12 protein-coding genes are annotated in these 14,996 nt (G+C 65.1%); 5 read left to right on the top strand and 7 right to left on the bottom strand.

Going from position 1 to position 14,996, the window contains the following annotated elements; genetic code table 11:
- Positions 1–275: 275 nt before the first annotated feature.
- Together QYH69_RS19325 and QYH69_RS19320 are read left to right on the top strand one after the other, a co-directional pair.
- Positions 276–1,874, top strand: coding sequence for an L-lactate permease (locus QYH69_RS19325; RefSeq protein ID WP_308833419.1), 1,599 nt, complete (start codon positions 276–278; stop codon positions 1,872–1,874).
- A gap of 210 nt (positions 1,875–2,084) precedes the next feature.
- Positions 2,085–3,086, top strand: a complete 1,002-nt coding sequence (locus QYH69_RS19320) for a DMT family transporter (protein WP_308833418.1) — start codon at positions 2,085–2,087, stop codon at positions 3,084–3,086.
- Positions 3,087–3,227: 141 nt separating this feature from the next.
- Here the strand turns inward: QYH69_RS19320 and bamC are convergent, their stop codons facing one another.
- Positions 3,228–4,502: an outer membrane protein assembly factor BamC gene (bamC, locus tag QYH69_RS19315; RefSeq protein WP_308833417.1), complete on the bottom strand. Its 1,275-nt coding sequence runs from the start codon at positions 4,500–4,502 to the stop codon at positions 3,228–3,230.
- A gap of 331 nt (positions 4,503–4,833) precedes the next feature.
- Here bamC and QYH69_RS19310 point away from each other — a divergent pair, with 331 nt between their 5' ends.
- Positions 4,834–5,313: a DUF2844 domain-containing protein gene (locus QYH69_RS19310; RefSeq protein WP_308833416.1), complete on the top strand. Its 480-nt coding sequence runs from the start codon at positions 4,834–4,836 to the stop codon at positions 5,311–5,313.
- Between the two features lie 129 nt (positions 5,314–5,442).
- Positions 5,443–6,690, top strand: coding sequence for a DUF3443 domain-containing protein (locus QYH69_RS19305; RefSeq protein WP_308833459.1), 1,248 nt, complete (start codon positions 5,443–5,445; stop codon positions 6,688–6,690).
- A 15-nt stretch (positions 6,691–6,705) separates the two neighbouring features.
- On the opposite strand, the gene QYH69_RS19300 is transcribed toward QYH69_RS19305, so the two are convergent.
- Both QYH69_RS19300 and QYH69_RS19295 read right to left on the bottom strand, forming a co-directional pair.
- Entirely contained in the window at positions 6,706–7,803 is a 1,098-nt protein-coding gene (locus QYH69_RS19300; RefSeq protein ID WP_308833415.1) for an OmpA family protein, read from the bottom strand.
- A 103-nt stretch (positions 7,804–7,906) separates the two neighbouring features.
- On the bottom strand, positions 7,907–9,874 hold the full coding sequence (locus tag QYH69_RS19295; RefSeq protein WP_308833414.1) for a YadA-like family protein: 1,968 nt from the start codon (positions 9,872–9,874) through the stop codon (positions 7,907–7,909).
- 410 nt (positions 9,875–10,284) lie between these two features.
- Between QYH69_RS19295 and QYH69_RS19290 the strand changes: the two genes are divergently transcribed.
- Complete coding sequence (locus QYH69_RS19290; protein ID WP_308833413.1) at positions 10,285–12,204, top strand: glycosyl transferase family 1; 1,920 nt, start codon at positions 10,285–10,287, stop codon at positions 12,202–12,204.
- 59 nt (positions 12,205–12,263) lie between these two features.
- On the opposite strand, the gene QYH69_RS19285 is transcribed toward QYH69_RS19290, so the two are convergent.
- From QYH69_RS19285 to QYH69_RS19270, 4 genes are all read right to left on the bottom strand, one after another.
- A complete protein-coding gene (locus tag QYH69_RS19285; protein ID WP_075156690.1) occupies positions 12,264–12,494 on the bottom strand; it encodes a hypothetical protein in 231 nt (76 codons plus the stop codon).
- 197 nt (positions 12,495–12,691) lie between these two features.
- Complete coding sequence (locus tag QYH69_RS19280; protein WP_308833412.1) at positions 12,692–13,342, bottom strand: hypothetical protein; 651 nt, start codon at positions 13,340–13,342, stop codon at positions 12,692–12,694.
- A 178-nt stretch (positions 13,343–13,520) separates the two neighbouring features.
- Positions 13,521–14,288 (bottom strand): amino acid ABC transporter ATP-binding protein, encoded by a 768-nt coding sequence (locus QYH69_RS19275; protein WP_308833411.1) that lies wholly within the window; start codon positions 14,286–14,288, stop codon positions 13,521–13,523.
- Positions 14,288–14,965 carry an amino acid ABC transporter permease gene (locus QYH69_RS19270; RefSeq protein WP_308833410.1) on the bottom strand — a complete coding sequence of 226 codons (678 nt, stop codon included), beginning with the start codon at positions 14,963–14,965 and terminating at the stop codon, positions 14,288–14,290. Before QYH69_RS19270 ends, QYH69_RS19275 begins: the two co-directional genes overlap by 1 nt.
- Positions 14,966–14,996: the final 31 nt, after the last annotated feature.

Raw genomic sequence — 14,996 nt, 5'->3', positions numbered from 1 at the left:
CCATTCATTTTAATTACCAAGGAATAGTGGTCGACGTGAAGTGTTGACCTCTTCTGGCGAACTTCGCGAGGTCGACGCGCGCTTCGAGGTTGTTTCCCTATTGACTGCATTCGCGCGCGCTCTATCCTTGCGGTTGCCACTGCTACGCCTGCTTAAAAAAGGGGAACCGCGTTCGCGCGGCGCCATCTTCATCCGTACTGCTCGCCCTCGATTCGCCATGCGATGCGCGGTAAAGCCAGAGCCATGTCGAGTCGAACAACAAAGAAGGAGACGTGATGTTTCACCAGCTGTTGACGCCTATTGGTAATTCGCTGTTCCCGTCGTTCATCGTCGCTGCTCTACCCATCATCGTCGTACTCGTCCTGCTCGGCTGGGCTCGCCGCCCCGCATGGCAAGCTTCGCTCGCGGGCCTGATCGTCGGCCTCGCGGTCGCGATCTTCGTGTGGCAGTTTCCGGTCGGGCTCGCGATCAATTCGGTCGTCGCGGGCGCCGTGTTCGCCGTCTGGCCCGTCATGTGGATCGTGGTGACCGCGATCCTGCTGTACAACATCGCGGTGCGCTCGGGCCGCTTCGCGGCTTTCCGCATGTGGATGATCGATCACCTGCCCAACGACCGGCGCATCGTGCTCGTCGTGATCGGCTTCTCGTTCGGCGCGCTGCTCGAAGGCATCTCGGGGTTCGGCACGCCGATCGCGATCACGAGTTCGCTGCTCATCATGATGGGCTTCCCGACGCTCGAAGCGCTGACCTTCACGCTGATCTTCAACACCGCGCCCGTCGCGTTCGGCGCGCTCGGCGTACCGATCACGGTGCTCGGCGCAGTCACGCACCTGCCTGCCGATACGCTCGGCAAGATGGTCGGCCGTCAGTTGCCGTTCTTCGCGTTCCTGCTGCCGTTCTATGTGATGGCCGTGTATGCGGGCTTCCGCAAGATGGCCGCGATCTGGCCGGTGCTGCTGGTGGCCGGTGGCAGCTTTGCGCTGACGCAGTTCGTCACGTCGAACTACATCAACTACAGCCTGACCGACGTGCTGTCGTCGCTCGTGTCGCTGGTCGTCACGATTCTCTTTCTGCGTGTCTGGCGCCCCGCGCCCGATCCGGAATTCGCGATCAACGTCGATCGCGCGAGCGAAGTGCGCAGCGAGATCAGCGGCATTCAGGGCTGGTATCCGTGGCTGATCGTCTCGGCAGTCGTGATCATCTGGACCGTCGCGAAGGTCTTCCTGATCGGCGACGTCAAGGTGCCATGGCCGGGTCTCGACAAGGCGGTCTACATCACGCTGTATAACCAGCCGTATGGCGCGATCTGGGACTTCCAGCCGCTCGCAACCGGCACCGCGATTCTCGTCGCGGCGATCATCACGTCGTTCGTCGTCGGCCTGAAGCCGTCGGAGTTCGGCCGCGCGGTCGTCGACACGTGGGTGCAGACGCGCATCGCGATCTTCACGGTCGCGACGATCGTCGGTCTCGCGTATCTGATGAACTACTCGGGCCTCAACTACACGCTGGGTCTCGGCGTTGCGTCGGTCGGCGCGTTCTTCCCGCTCGTGTCGGCGTTCCTCGGCTGGGTCGCGGTGTTCCTGTCGGGCAGCGATACGTCAGGCAATGCGCTGTTCGGCAACCTGCAGGTAGTCGCCGCCAATCAGCTGGGGCTGCATCCGGTGCTGATGGCCGCGACCAACTCGTCGGGCGGCGTGATGGGCAAGATGATTTCGCCGCAAAACATCTCGACCGGTGTCGCGACAACAGAACTGAAAGGCAAGGAAGGCGTCGTCTTCGCGAAGACCTTCAAGCACTCCATCATCCTCACGATCGTGCTCGGCATTCTTGTCTGGCTGCAGCAGAATTACCTGCAAGGGATGATTCCGCATTGATCGATTGATCGATTGATCGACTGATCGCAGCAGACCGCGCCGCGCGCGCGGTTGTCTGAAGTGATCGCCTGACGGGCGGCGCCGCTAAAGCGCCGCCCGTTTTCATATGTGCCGCGCCACGCGCAGGGCGCGTTATCTACTTCCATTCCCCTTCCTGTTTCTTGCTATTTCATTCCATCGTGAACCGTCGCGCTTACCCCCGGTGATACCATGCGTGCGCGTCGCGACTCAACTGCGCGCGACGTCCCGCCCATGACTCCAGTCAATATCGTTCAACTGTTGATCCTCGCCGCGCTATGGGGCGCATCGTTTCTGTTCATTCGCATCGGCGTGGCCGATTTCGGCGTCGCGCCGTTGATGGCGCTGCGCGTCGGCATCGGTGCATTGTTTCTCGTCGTCGTACTGATTATCCGGCGGCCGTTGCGTGCGTCGATCGATACGCTCAGGCAGCGTGCGTGGCCGCTCGCCGTGGTCGGCGTGCTCAATTCAGCCGCGCCGTTCTGCCTGTTCGCCTATGCCGAGCTCACGCTCTCCGCCGGCGTGACGTCGGTCATCAATGCGACGACGCCGCTATGGGGCGCGCTCGTCGCGTTCGCGTGGCTCAAGGACCGGCTCAACGCGCTGCGCAGCGTCGGCCTCGCGATCGGCTTTGCCGGTGTGCTGATGCTGGTCTGGGACCAGATCGTCGCGCCCGGCGCGGGCAGCGCCGCGACGCCCGCGACAACGGCGCTCGCCGCCGCCGCGGCGCTCGGCGCGACGCTTCTGTACGGCATCGCCGCGAGCTATACGAAGCGGCATCTGATGGGCGTCGATGCGTTGAGCGTCGCAACCGGCACGATGATCGGCGCGACCATCGTGCTGCTGCCGTTCGCAATCGCACAATGGCCGGCCGCGCCGGTTACGCTGCACGCGTGGGCATCGATACTCGGGCTCGGCATCGGCTGCACCGGTATCGCCTATATGCTGTTCTTCCATCTGATCGCGGTCGCCGGTCCCGCGCGCGCGATCACCGTGACGTTCGTGATTCCGGTGTTCGGCATCTTGTGGGGCGCCCTCTTTCTCGGCGAGCGCGTGTCGGCCGGCATGCTCGCGGGCTGCGCGGTGATACTCGTCGGCACCGCGCTTGCAACCGGTGTCGTCAAGCGCATTCCAGGTTCAGGTGCACGCGCTGGCAGAAACGCCGCAGCCGCTGCCGCCGCCGACAAACATTGATTCGATGCACCGGCGCCGCATAAGGCGCCGGGAAAGACGAGCCGCAAACAGAAAAGCCGCGAGGACGAACATCGTCTCGCGGCTTTGTGCTTTCCGTGGACCGCCGTTGCGGCGGCCCGTGCCGATCAATGACCGCGGCAATCAGTGCAGCTGATCGACCATCAGCGACATGATCTGCTTCGCCTGCGACGACGTATCGACCGTGCCCTTGTCGTCGATGACGGCAACACGCGTCTGGTTCGGCGTAATCGCACGCACGTTCACACGATATTGCTTTGCGACTTTCTCTTTGCGGCCGTGGAAAACCTGGCTCCAGAAGCCCTGCTCGGCGGAGCTCATGTCTTTCGGATCGACGTAGCGGACGAAGTAGATGCCCTTTGTACGGTCGCGATCGTCGACCGTGAAGTTGCTGCGATCGAGCGCGAGGCCGACGCGCAACCACGCGCGATCGTACGGTTCGCCAAGCATCAGTTCGGCGTTCGAGTACTGCGCGGTCGGACCGGCACTGGCGGCGCCGTTCGCCGCGCGTTCTTCGGCCGTCGGCGTTTGCGCGGCCAGCGCGACGTTTTGCGCGGCCGTGGCTGCTGCAGCGGAGTTCGCGGCGGTCGGGCCTGCGATCGACGCGGCGCCGGGCGCCGTTTGCGAGCCGGCCGGCGACAGCGCGACATTCTGGATCTCGCCGCCGCCCGCCGTGCCGGACGGGTTCGCGCGCGCCTGTGCCTGCACGAGCGACGCCATCAGACGCTTCAGGTATTCGGCCTCGAGCGCCGGATCGTTCGGCTTCACGGCCCACGTGCTCGAATCGTTGTTCGCGCCGGTCAGCTGTTCGCGCAGCCCCTTCTGACTCACGAATACATACGTGCCGCCGTTCGGCGCCGCCTCGAGACGCGTGCGGTACTTGTTGCGCTCGGCAGTCACATACGAATTGCCCAGCGCTTTTGTCAGCGTGCTGCGGATCAGACCGTCGTTGATTGCCGGATGGGTTTCGTTCCAGTCCGTTTCCATCACGTTGCGCTTACGGTCGTCGACGACCAGCAGAAAGCCCTGTTCCTGCCAGAAGCGGCGCACTTGGGGCCACACCTGATCGGGCGATTCGTTGTCGACGACGAGCCAGCTTTCGGTGCCATCGCGCTGGATATGCATGTTGGAGACGGCCGGCACGACCGCCGTATCAGGCGGCGCCGAGCTTTGCACCTGCTGCAGCGCGGACAGGGACGTCTGGCCGCTTTGCGGCGGCAGCGAACGCTGATCGGCAGTCTCGTCGATCATGTTCGGCGGGACGGCGAGCGACACTTCCTTCGATTTCTGGTCGCTTTTGTAGTCGATTTTGGTCGGCGACGACGTGCCGCAGCCGGCGACCAGACCGCCTGCCATCAGCAATGCTGCAAACCGCTTGGTGAGACGAAGATCAGTCATGTTCGGGGAATCCTTCCGCTACGCCACGGCAGTATCCGTGGATCAACCCGCTATTTTACCGGTCCGGCGACCCCGATGGCAAAAACCGGGGCGGCCGGCTCGCGTTCGGCGCGCAAGCGCACCGAAATTTAACACTCGGCAAGGTTTTCGCCGACATTCGAGCAAACCATCGAATTTGAGATAAGTCTATTGTTTTGTCTGGAAATTTCGGGCGCGCCGCATACCTAATTTTGAGATCGAAACCACGCGTTATCCCGCGCAGTTGATGGGCCGGACAAACGTGGTGCTATCTTGAATTAACGGTCCCCATAAAGTTAGGAAACCTAGCCAAATGAATTTCGCGATAACTCTGCGCATCATGCGCCGCGGCGTCGTGCTCGCGGCTGGTTCGGCGGCAATCCTGATCGCGGCGCCCGCCCGCGCGCAACTCGGCGGCACGATGCCCGCCACCGCGCAGGCCGGCAGCGCGGCCGTCGCGAACCATCTGGCCGACGCCAGCATCCGGATACGCGCGTGGACCGACGAAGGCGGCACGACGATCCACGAATACGCAACCGGCGACGGACTGATCTTCGCCTACACGTGGGAAGGCCCGACGATGCCCAACCTCGACGGGTTGCTCGGCCGGTACAGCGGATCTTATCGCGCGAAAGCGGCCGAGCTTGCCGGCTCGCGAGCCAGCCTGCACGCGTCGCGCGTCGTGCAGCCCGACGTGATCGTCGATTCCGGCGGGCAAATGCGCAGTTACGTGGGTCGTGCATGGCTGCCGGCGGCGATCCCCCCCGGCATTTCCCCCTCGGACTTGCAGTGAAGGAGAATGCTCGTGGATACGCGAAACGCTCTTCATCTTTACCCCGGTCTCGTCCTCCACCATTTGCAGGTCCGTTACGCGAAACTGGCCCTCGTTGCCGGGCTTGCCACGCACAGCGTCGTGGTGGCGATGGTCGTTGTTTCGGCGGCCGCGCTGGCCGGGTGTGGCGGTGGCGGTGGTGGCGCGGACAGCGGACAGCCGCCCGTCGCGGCGGGGAACGGCAACCCGGCCGCCGACCCGGCGCCGCCCTCCCCGCCATCGTCGCCGCCCGCGATCCCGCAGTCGAGCACGCCGAACGTGCAGCCAATCGCGATCAACGCCTTGCCGACCCGCACGCGCAACATGTTGACGACGAGCGTCACGGTCTGCGCGCCGTCCACCAGCGACTGCGCGACGATCGACAATGTGCAGGTCGACACCGGATCGAGCGGACTGCGCATACTGGCGTCCGCGCTCCCGGCCTCGCTCGACTTGCCGGCCGTCGCCGGCGCTGGCGGTGCGGCGGGCGCCGGCACGATAAGCGGCTCGTGCGGCGTGTTCGGCAGCGGTTATACGTGGGGTGCGGTGCGAACCGCGGACGTGCGGATGGCGGGGCAAATCGCCGCCGCGCTGCCGATCCAGGTGATCGCCGATCCCACGTTGCCAGCCGTTCCCACCGACTGCGCGAATTCCGGCCCACCGATGATGTCGCCGGCGACGCTGCGCGTGAACGGCATTCTCGGCATCGGCCTGTTCAGCACCGATTGCGGTAGCGCATGCACGCGCAACGCGCTGCCGCGCTGGTACTACACCTGCGTGTCCGGCGGCACCTGCACGCCAGGCTCGCAACCGCTCACCTCGCAAGTGGGCAACCCGGTGGCCGACTTCGCGGAAAACAATAACGGCGTGATCATCGAGTTGCCCGCGATTCCGGACGCGGGCGCGCAGTCCGTCACGGGCCAGCTGATTTTCGGTATCGGCACACAGCCAAACAACACGCTCGGCGGCGCGACCGTCATCCGAACCAACACGCAAACCGGTCGCATCGTCACCAGCGCGGACGGACAGACCTGGCCGAACAGCTTCATCGACAGCGGCTCGAACGGCATGTTCTTCGCCACGACGCTGGCCCAATGCGGACTGTGGTACTGCCCGCCGTCCGGTGCGACGCTGACCGCCACGATGACCGGCGCGGACGGCGCTGCAATTACGCTGTCGTTTCCGGTCGGCAACGCGCAGACGCTGCTCGCCAGCACGAACAACGCATTCGACAACCTCGCGGGGCCGTCGAACACGATGTTCGACTGGGGGCTGCCATTCTTCTTCGGACGGCGTGTCTATACTGCGATCGAAGCGCGCGCGACGGCCGCGGGCGACGGGCCGTACTACGCCTTCTGAATCGCGGCGCGTCGGTTAGCCGGCTTGCAGCGCCCTGGACTGCGCGCCGACGACACGAATCTCCACGCGCCGGTCGCGCGCAAGGCAATCGATCAGCGCCGCGCGATCGCGCATGGCGCACGTACTGCCCGGCTGTGCCTTGCCGAGACCACGCGCATCGATCGGCACGGCCACGCCGCTGTCGATCAGATAGCGCCGCACCGTATCGGCGCGCAGCCACGACAGACGCAGGTTGTAGTCATCCGGGCCGAGCCTGTCCGTGTAGCCCGATACGACGAGCCGCTCGATCGTGTCGAGCGCGCGCAGCCGCACCGCGACCCGGTCGAGCTGCCGGCGCCCTTCGTCGCTGATCGCCGCGAGATCGCCGCGGCCGAACTCGAACAGCGCGTCGGCCGACAGCGAAATGACTTCGGGCTCGTGCGGCACTGGTCGGGCGACGGTACACGCAGCGAGCGCCTGTCCGGCTTCGCGCAAAGGAGTTTGCAGTTGGTCGGCACGTAGCTGTGCGGTCGCGAAAGCGCGCGTCCATGCATCATGTCCGGCGCGCGTCAATGCGACTTCCGCGCATGCGGCCCGCCTTTGCGCCGGTATGCACGCGGCGAAACGGCTATCGGCCTTGAGCGCATTCAGTTGCGTCCACAGATCGGGGCGCACCGGTACCGAGGTGCGCAGATGTTGCGCTTCGGCTGCCCCGCCATGGCCGACGCCCGTGCCCGTGCCCGTGCCCGGGCCCGGGCCCGATTCGAGCCCGTCGATCAGCGCCGCGGCCTCGCCGATCGATTCCTCGACGAAGCCCCATTCGTCATGCGCCGCGAAGGCCGCTTTGCCCGTGTCGATCCAGCATTGCGCCTTCGCGCCCGCGTACGAATCTTTCTTCGCCCCGAGCCGGTCGAGCCTCGTCTGCAACGCATCGAGCGTCGCGCCGCGGCGCTTGATCGGCGTATAAGTGTCGGTCCATTGTTTGACTGCTGCGCCCGCCGCTGCGTCTTGCGGCGTGCCGAATCCGCGCTGCGCAACCGACGGATCGCGAATGGCGAGCTTTTCGCGCGCCACCTCGCTTGTGCACCCTGAAAAGGCGGCAAGCGCGGCCGCAGCGACGACCCATTGCTTCATTTCATTCCCTTAGGCATACGCGCCGCGCGTGCATCCGGCAAAACTCCGCACGCACGGCGCTCGTTCATTGATCTGGTTTGCTTCGACGGCTGAGCGCGGCGCGTCAGTCTCCAATCACGATGCCCACTCCCGCGCGAACAATCGTGCTGTTGCCGCCTGACGAAGCAACGCCCGCGTTGACGTTGAACGTGCCCTTCTCGCTCCAGCGCGACACACCGATCGCGAGCGCCGCCTGGCCGCGATAGGCGGCGACACCTGCATTGAGTGTCGTGCGCCCGGGGAGATACGGCGTGACGATCTGCAGCGCGGACGCCGATGCGATGCCTTTGCGCGTGCTGCGGTCGAGATCGTTGAGCGCCTGGTTCGCCTGGTTGAACGAGGCATTCAACTGATCGAGATTGACCGCGTCGGTGCCGCGCGTGCCCGGTGCGACGTTCGTGATCTGCCGCTCGGCGCCCGCGCTGCCGACCGACACCGCATTCGCACGATCGGCAACCGACCCGGCGCCGAGCGCAACCGCGCCGTCGGCGGAGGCGGCGCTGTTCCAGCCGAACGCCGATGCACCATTACCTTTCGCGACGGCTTGAGCCCCGATCGCACTCGCCGTGTCGCCGGTCGCGTTCGCATTCGCACCGAACGCAAGCGCCGCTTCGCCATTTGCCGACGCGTTGGCGCCAAGCGCCGCGGCACGCGTGCCGCTCGCCTGCGCGGCTTCGGTCGCCGCATTGCCGTTCACGGCGACGAACGGGCTCGCCGCGCGCGGCTGGTCGTTGATGATGACCTGGCTGATCGCGCTGTTCAGCTGGGCCACGTTGACTGCGTCGGTATCGGCGACGCCCGCCGCCACGTTTGCGATCTGACGCTCGTACCCGGCCGAACCGATCGACACGACGTTCTCGCGGTCCGCGATCGAGTTCGCGCCGAGCGCGATCGACCCCTCCGCCGTCGCGCGTGCATTGCCACCGATGGCGACCGCTTCGACGCCCGTCGCCGCTGCATCGCTCAACGCGGAATTCGCGCGGAAGTAGCGGACGGCCGCGGTGGTCCCGCCCGTGATGTTATTGACCACGCTGGTCAGATCGTCGATACGGACCGTATTCGCCTTGACGCGCCCATCGAGATTCTTCAAGGCATCGCCGACGGTGTAATAGACCATGCCGCCGACGCCGTAGGCCGGCAACGACACGCTGCCGTCGGCGTTCACCGCGGCGCCGCTGCCGAGCGCCGTCACGACGCCCTTCAACTGCGCGATGTTGACGACATCGGTATCGGACGTGCCCGCGGCCACGTTGATGATTTGCCGCTGCAGTTTCGCATTGCCGACCGACACGGCGTTTTGCCGGTCCGCGAACGAGTCCGCGCCGAGCGCGACGCTGCCCGTGCTGCTTGCGAGCGTGTTAGCGCCTAGCGCGAGCGCCGCGTCCGCAAAGGCAACCGCGCTCGATCCGAGCGCGACCGACTGCACGCCCGACGCGGTTGCCTCGGAGCCCATCGCGAGCGTCGCGGCGCCGTCGCCGCGCGCCAGATAACCGATCGCGACCGCGCCGTCCGCGTCGAAACCCGTGGTCGCGCTCGTGCCGATCACGGTCGAGCGCAGTCCCAATGCACCCGCGCCCGAACCGACCGCCGTCGAATAACTGCGTGCCGCGAACGCGCCCGCGCCGAACGCGGTCGCGTTGATACCCGACGCCGCCGAGGTCGGGCCGACCGCCATCGCGTTCAGATCGTCGGATGCATGTGTCGGTGCGCCCGGCGTGGTATTCGCGCTGACCGAAATGTAGTCTGTGACCGGCGCCGCGGCGAGCATGGCGGCACGCAACGGCAGCGCCGGCTGCTGCGCGGAAAGCTGCTGCATCGTCTGAAGCGGCACGCCGTCCAGTTCGCGCGCTTCGGCCGCATCGGCCGCCCCGGCGGCATGCGCAAACGAAGCCGCCCCGACACCGACCGCAAGCACCGCCAGCCGCGCCTTGCCCGCAGGCGGTCGCAACCGCCAACGCCGCGCACTACGCTCGCCACCCACCACCGATGCATATTTGTCGCGCGCACGCGTGACATATCGTCTGTTCTTCATCTCTAGCCTGATACTCGTAAATGACCGACTGAACCGGGCGAACTCCGACCTCCCGGCTTCAACCGCCAGGATTTTCGATTCACGCCCGCTTATTAATATGGACGTCGAATTAAATTGATGACACCGGCAACTTCACGAACCACTTTCCTCGCTGCTTCGCCACACCCACTCCGCTTCGAACTGTGAACGCAGCCGATCAGCGCCCTGATCAACGCACCTGCCAGCACCGACGAAGCCACGACGTGGTCCGACACGTTTGCTTACGTCGACAGCAGGTGAATCCTACAAAGATTCGGAATGTTTCGATACAAGAAAACTCTCAAAATGATGTCGGTAGCAAACTTTTCTGACGAGCCGCCAACGGTGTTCCCATACAATTTAGCGATGCAAAGTTTCTGGCGATGTTCCCGATGCGAACCACTTTCCTGCTCGACGACTTCGAGCAATGCGTCTATACGCACGATCACGATAAGGCAACCGAACAGCTGATCGCGCTGCTTGCGCTGCTCCAGCAAAAGCGCGGCGAGCTCGATGACGACTTCTGCGCGTCGGGTCTTGCAGATTTACCGGGACCGTTGCAGCAGCAGCGCTTCTGCGCGCGCGCCGCTACGGCCATTACCGTGCTCTTCGCCGATGCTTCGTTTCGTCCGCCCGCCCCGGTCAATAAGGCGCTGATGTCGGCGCACGCGTGGATCGGTTCGCTTTTCGCGGCAACGCCGCCCGGCAATGCCGACTACCTCGCGCGTTCTCTCTACCGCGCGTGGCAAGGCAGCCCTGCCGCGCACATGTCGAGCGCCGCGCGAGGCTCACTCGAAAAACTCTGCCTGCTCTATTCGAGCGAATCGGACCTGCCGCTCGAACTCGACGACATCTGGTCGCGCCATCCGATCGCTGCCGCAAGTCTCGCGCTCGCTTTGCTAGCGGCCGAGTTCCAGGGCTCCGCGAGCGCGCACGGCAAACGCGAGGTGCTGCTCGAATGGTTGCCGGGCAAGCTGGCGCAAATCGGCGACCTCGATGCGCTACCCACGGGCGTACTGCATAACGCGTACATGTATTGCAGCTACGCCGACACGCCGCGCCGCCATGCGATCAAGGCGGACATCAATGTGCTCGTGCGGCGCAAGCTCGACGAACTCGGGCTCGCCGACCTCGAGTTCCCGGGCGCCGTGCCCGAGCCGGACGCCGCCCGCGCCGCTCGACGCAAGCAGCGGAAAAAGCCGCTCATGATCGTCGTGCTCGAGTGGTTCGGCAGCGCGCATTCGATTTACCGAACCCATTCGCGCACGCTCGCTGCCGCACGCGCGTATTTCGAAGTCGTCGGATTCGGCTTCGGCTACGCAGTCGACGAAACCGGCCGCGCGCTCTTCGATCGCTTTATCGAACTGAAGGAGCCGGACTACATCGGCGAATGCCTGAAGACGGTGCGCGATTTCGCGCAAGCGGAACGGGCCGACGTGCTCTATATGCCGAGCGTCGGCATGTTCGTGTTGACCGTCTTCATGTCGAATCTACGCGTGGCGCCTCTGCAGATCGCGGCGCTCGGCCACCCGGCAACGACGCACTCGGCGCGAATCGACTATGTGAGCGTGGAAGAGGACTTTGTCGGCGACCCGGCCTGCTTCAGCGAAACACTGCTGACGTTGCCGCGCAACGCTCAACCGTATGTTGCATCGAGTGCGCTGCCGCCGATCGCACCCGCCGTGCCCGCGCGGCGCGACACGCTCGATATCGCTGTCACGGCGAGCCAGATGAAGCTCAATCCGCGCTTCTTCGAAGCATGCCGTCGGATTCGACAGCGTGCGCAAACGCCGGTGCAGTTTCATTTGATGACAGGCGCGCGGCACGGTCTGCTGCTCGAACATATGCGCCGGATCATCGCGCTCGCACTGCCGGGCGCGATCGTGCACGGCTTTCACGCGTACGCCGATTATCTCGCGCGCATTCATCGCGCGGATATGTTTCTGAGCCCGTTCCCGTTCGGCAACACGAACGGCATCGTCGACGCGTTCACGCTCGGCGTGCCGGGCGTCTGCGTCACGGGACCGGAAGTGTTCGAGCGCATCGACGGCGCACTCTTCGCACGTGCGGACATGCCGGCGTGGACCATCGCCGCGTCCGTCGACGACTATGTGAACGCCGCCGTCAGGATGATCGACGGACATGGCGAGCGCGAAGCGCTGCGCGCACGCCTGATCGAAACGAAAGCGGTCGACCGGTACTTCGAAGGCGACGCGTCGGTATTCGGCGAGCGCGTGTTGCGACTGGTGGAAGCGCTGCGGATGGAAACGCCGCGAGCCGGCGCTAACGGGGCAAAAGAAGCGCTAACGTAGCGCGGCTTAACGGCTTAACGGCTTAGCGGCTTAACGGCTTAGCGGCATGGCGCGCAGCGCTACCCATTGCCACGCGCCAGCACCTTCTCGAGCGCCATCGACCGCGCCGCCTCTTCAGCCGCCGCGGCTGTATTGAACACAGAGCCCGACACATGCACCTGATGCCATTCGGGCTCATCGGACGCATCGCGGAAAATCCGGAAGCGTGCGCAGAAGCCATGCGGGGCGACGGGCACGACATCGATGTCGACCGATGCGCCTTCTATCTGGTGCCTGATATAGCCGTCCATACTGACCTCCCGCTTCGCGACACTGGAAATCGTAGCACTGGACGGCATGCACGCACGCAAATCATGCCGATACGCATGTTGCGATGCGATAGCGACGGCTGACGATGAATGGAGCCGCGAGTGCGTCGGCGCGTGCCGCGAAACGATCGAGGCGGGTGCGGGTAAGGGTAAGGGAGCGCCGCCTGTGCGCCCGCTACTCAGTCGGACTGGGCCTCGTCGCCATCGGTATGACTGACGAGTCTGCCCGGCGAGAGCCATTTGAACGACGTGAGATTCTGGCCGTCGAATCTGCATTCGATCGCCGCGGGAATGGCGAGCTTGACCGGTTTCCTCGACGCACGCGAGGTCGGCTTCTGACTGGCCGCCGCTGTCTGCTCCTGCGAGGTCGCGAACGTCGGCGCAAGAACGCCGGCCATGCCCGCCGACGTGGGCGTCGATGTGGACGGTTGCACATCGGCCGATGTCTGCGGCGCGGCCCCGGTGGTCGACTTCTGCGCCGATGCCGTCGCGGAAGCAACCGGGCGCGTTGCCGCAGCCGAAGGCTGCCGCGCAGCGGAGGGCGCGGAAGCCTCCGCAGCGTCCGACGCAGGCGGCCTTGCCCACGCCGCCGTGATCGCCGCGACCGACGAGGCCGGCACCACGCTTTCGAACGCACCTTCGACCACCACCCGGCTGCCGTGAATACCGGCGCCTGCATGGCTGATCTTCAACGTTTCCGATGCCGCCCGATCGGCGGCCGCGCTGCGCATCGTGTCTTCGCAAGCCGCAGTGTTCTTGTAGACGGTGCAACCGGCGAACAGCGCAAGCGCCGCAGCAGACGATACAACGGTGAAAACGCGGGTGTTCATAACTCGTCCGTTCTTGATCTGCCGGGCATTGTAGCCTGGAGCCGGCCGGACATTCGCGACGGCGGCCGTCAGTAACCGGCGGCCGGCGGCCGCCGCAAGCAGCCACACAGTCGGCCGCGCTGTCGGCCGCGCTGTCGGCCGCGCTGTCGGCCGCGCTGTCGGCCGCGCACTCACCCCATCAATTTGCCCACGCGTCGGGCAGGCTCTGCGTCAGCGTCGAGACAAAGTTCGCCGTCTCGTTCTCGCGCGGCCGCGTGAAGATCTCGCGCGACGGACCCGCCTCGACGACGACGCCGTTGCTGAGAAACAGCACATCGCGCGAGATCGATGCCGCAAGGCGCAGGTCGTGCGTCGCCATCAGCATCGTCATCCCTTCCTGCGCAAGCTGGCGCAGCACCTCGACGACTTCCGCCGCAAGACCGGGATCGAGCGCCGAGGTCGGCTCGTCGCACAACAGCACGTCGGGCGACGGCCCAAGCGCGCGCGCAATCGCGACACGCTGCTGCTGGCCGCCCGATAACGTAGTTGGCCACGCGTCCGCCTTGTGCGCGATCCCGACTTTCGCGAGCAGTTCCTGCGCCCGCGCACGCGCGCGTTCGACGTCCCACTTCTGCACGGTCACGAGCCCTTCCATCACGTTCTCGAGCACGGTCCGGTGCGGAAACAGCTGGAAATTCTGGAACACCATGCCCGTGCGACGGCGAATCGCAAGCACGGTGTCGCGCGGCGGCTTCGTCGTGCGGCTGAATTCGACGCGCAGATCGCCGAGTTCGAGCGTGCCTGCCTCCGGAATTTCAAGCAGGTTCACACAGCGCAGCAAGGTGCTCTTGCCGCTGCCCGACGGACCGATCAGCGCCGTGACGCTGCCCGGTTCGAGCGCGAGGTCGACGGCGGAAAGCACACGATGGCTGCCGAAATACTTGTCGATTTTCTCGAGACGGATCATCAGCTGCTCGACTGGAAAAGCGCATGCCGCGCGAACCTGCGTTCGAGACGCACTTGCGCGGAAGACAGCACCGAACTGAACACGAGATAGATCAGCGCGGCTTCCGTATAGAGGATCAGCGGTTCATAGGTGACGGACGCGATCCGTTGCGCTGCCTGGAAAATCTCCGGCACCGTCAGCACGGCCGCGAGCGACGTATCTTTGACAAGCGAGATAAACGAGTTCGACAGCGGCGGCAGCGCAACGCGCGCCGCCTGCGGCAGGATCACGCGCCATAATGCCTGGCCGCGCGTCATACCGATCGAATACGACGCTTCCCACTGCCCTTTCGGAATCGACTCGATGACGCCGCGGATCACTTCCGAATTGTACGCGCCGACATTGAGCGAAAAGCCGATAATCGCCGCCGTCAACGGATCGAGCACGATGCCGACGTTCGGCAAGCCGTAGAAAATGACGAACAGTTGCACGAGCAGCGGCGACCCGCGGATCAGCCACACGTAAAAGCGCACGATGGCGACGGCCCACGGCGGCCCGAACAGTCGCACCAGCGCGACGATAAACGCGAGCGTCAACCCGAGCGCGAACGAAACAAGCGTCAGCGGCACGGTGAAGACGAGGCCCGCGTACAGGAGGGGCCACAAGGACTGCCCCATCAGATGCAGCCAGGCAGGCATGATTCAGGCTCGCGTGATTCGGGTTGTCGAT

This window comes from Paraburkholderia sp. SARCC-3016, from assembly GCF_031119615.1.
GTDB lineage: Bacteria > Pseudomonadota > Gammaproteobacteria > Burkholderiales > Burkholderiaceae > Paraburkholderia.
The sequence above is the reverse complement of the archived record's forward strand: the minus strand, read 5'-3'. Positions and strand labels throughout refer to the sequence as shown.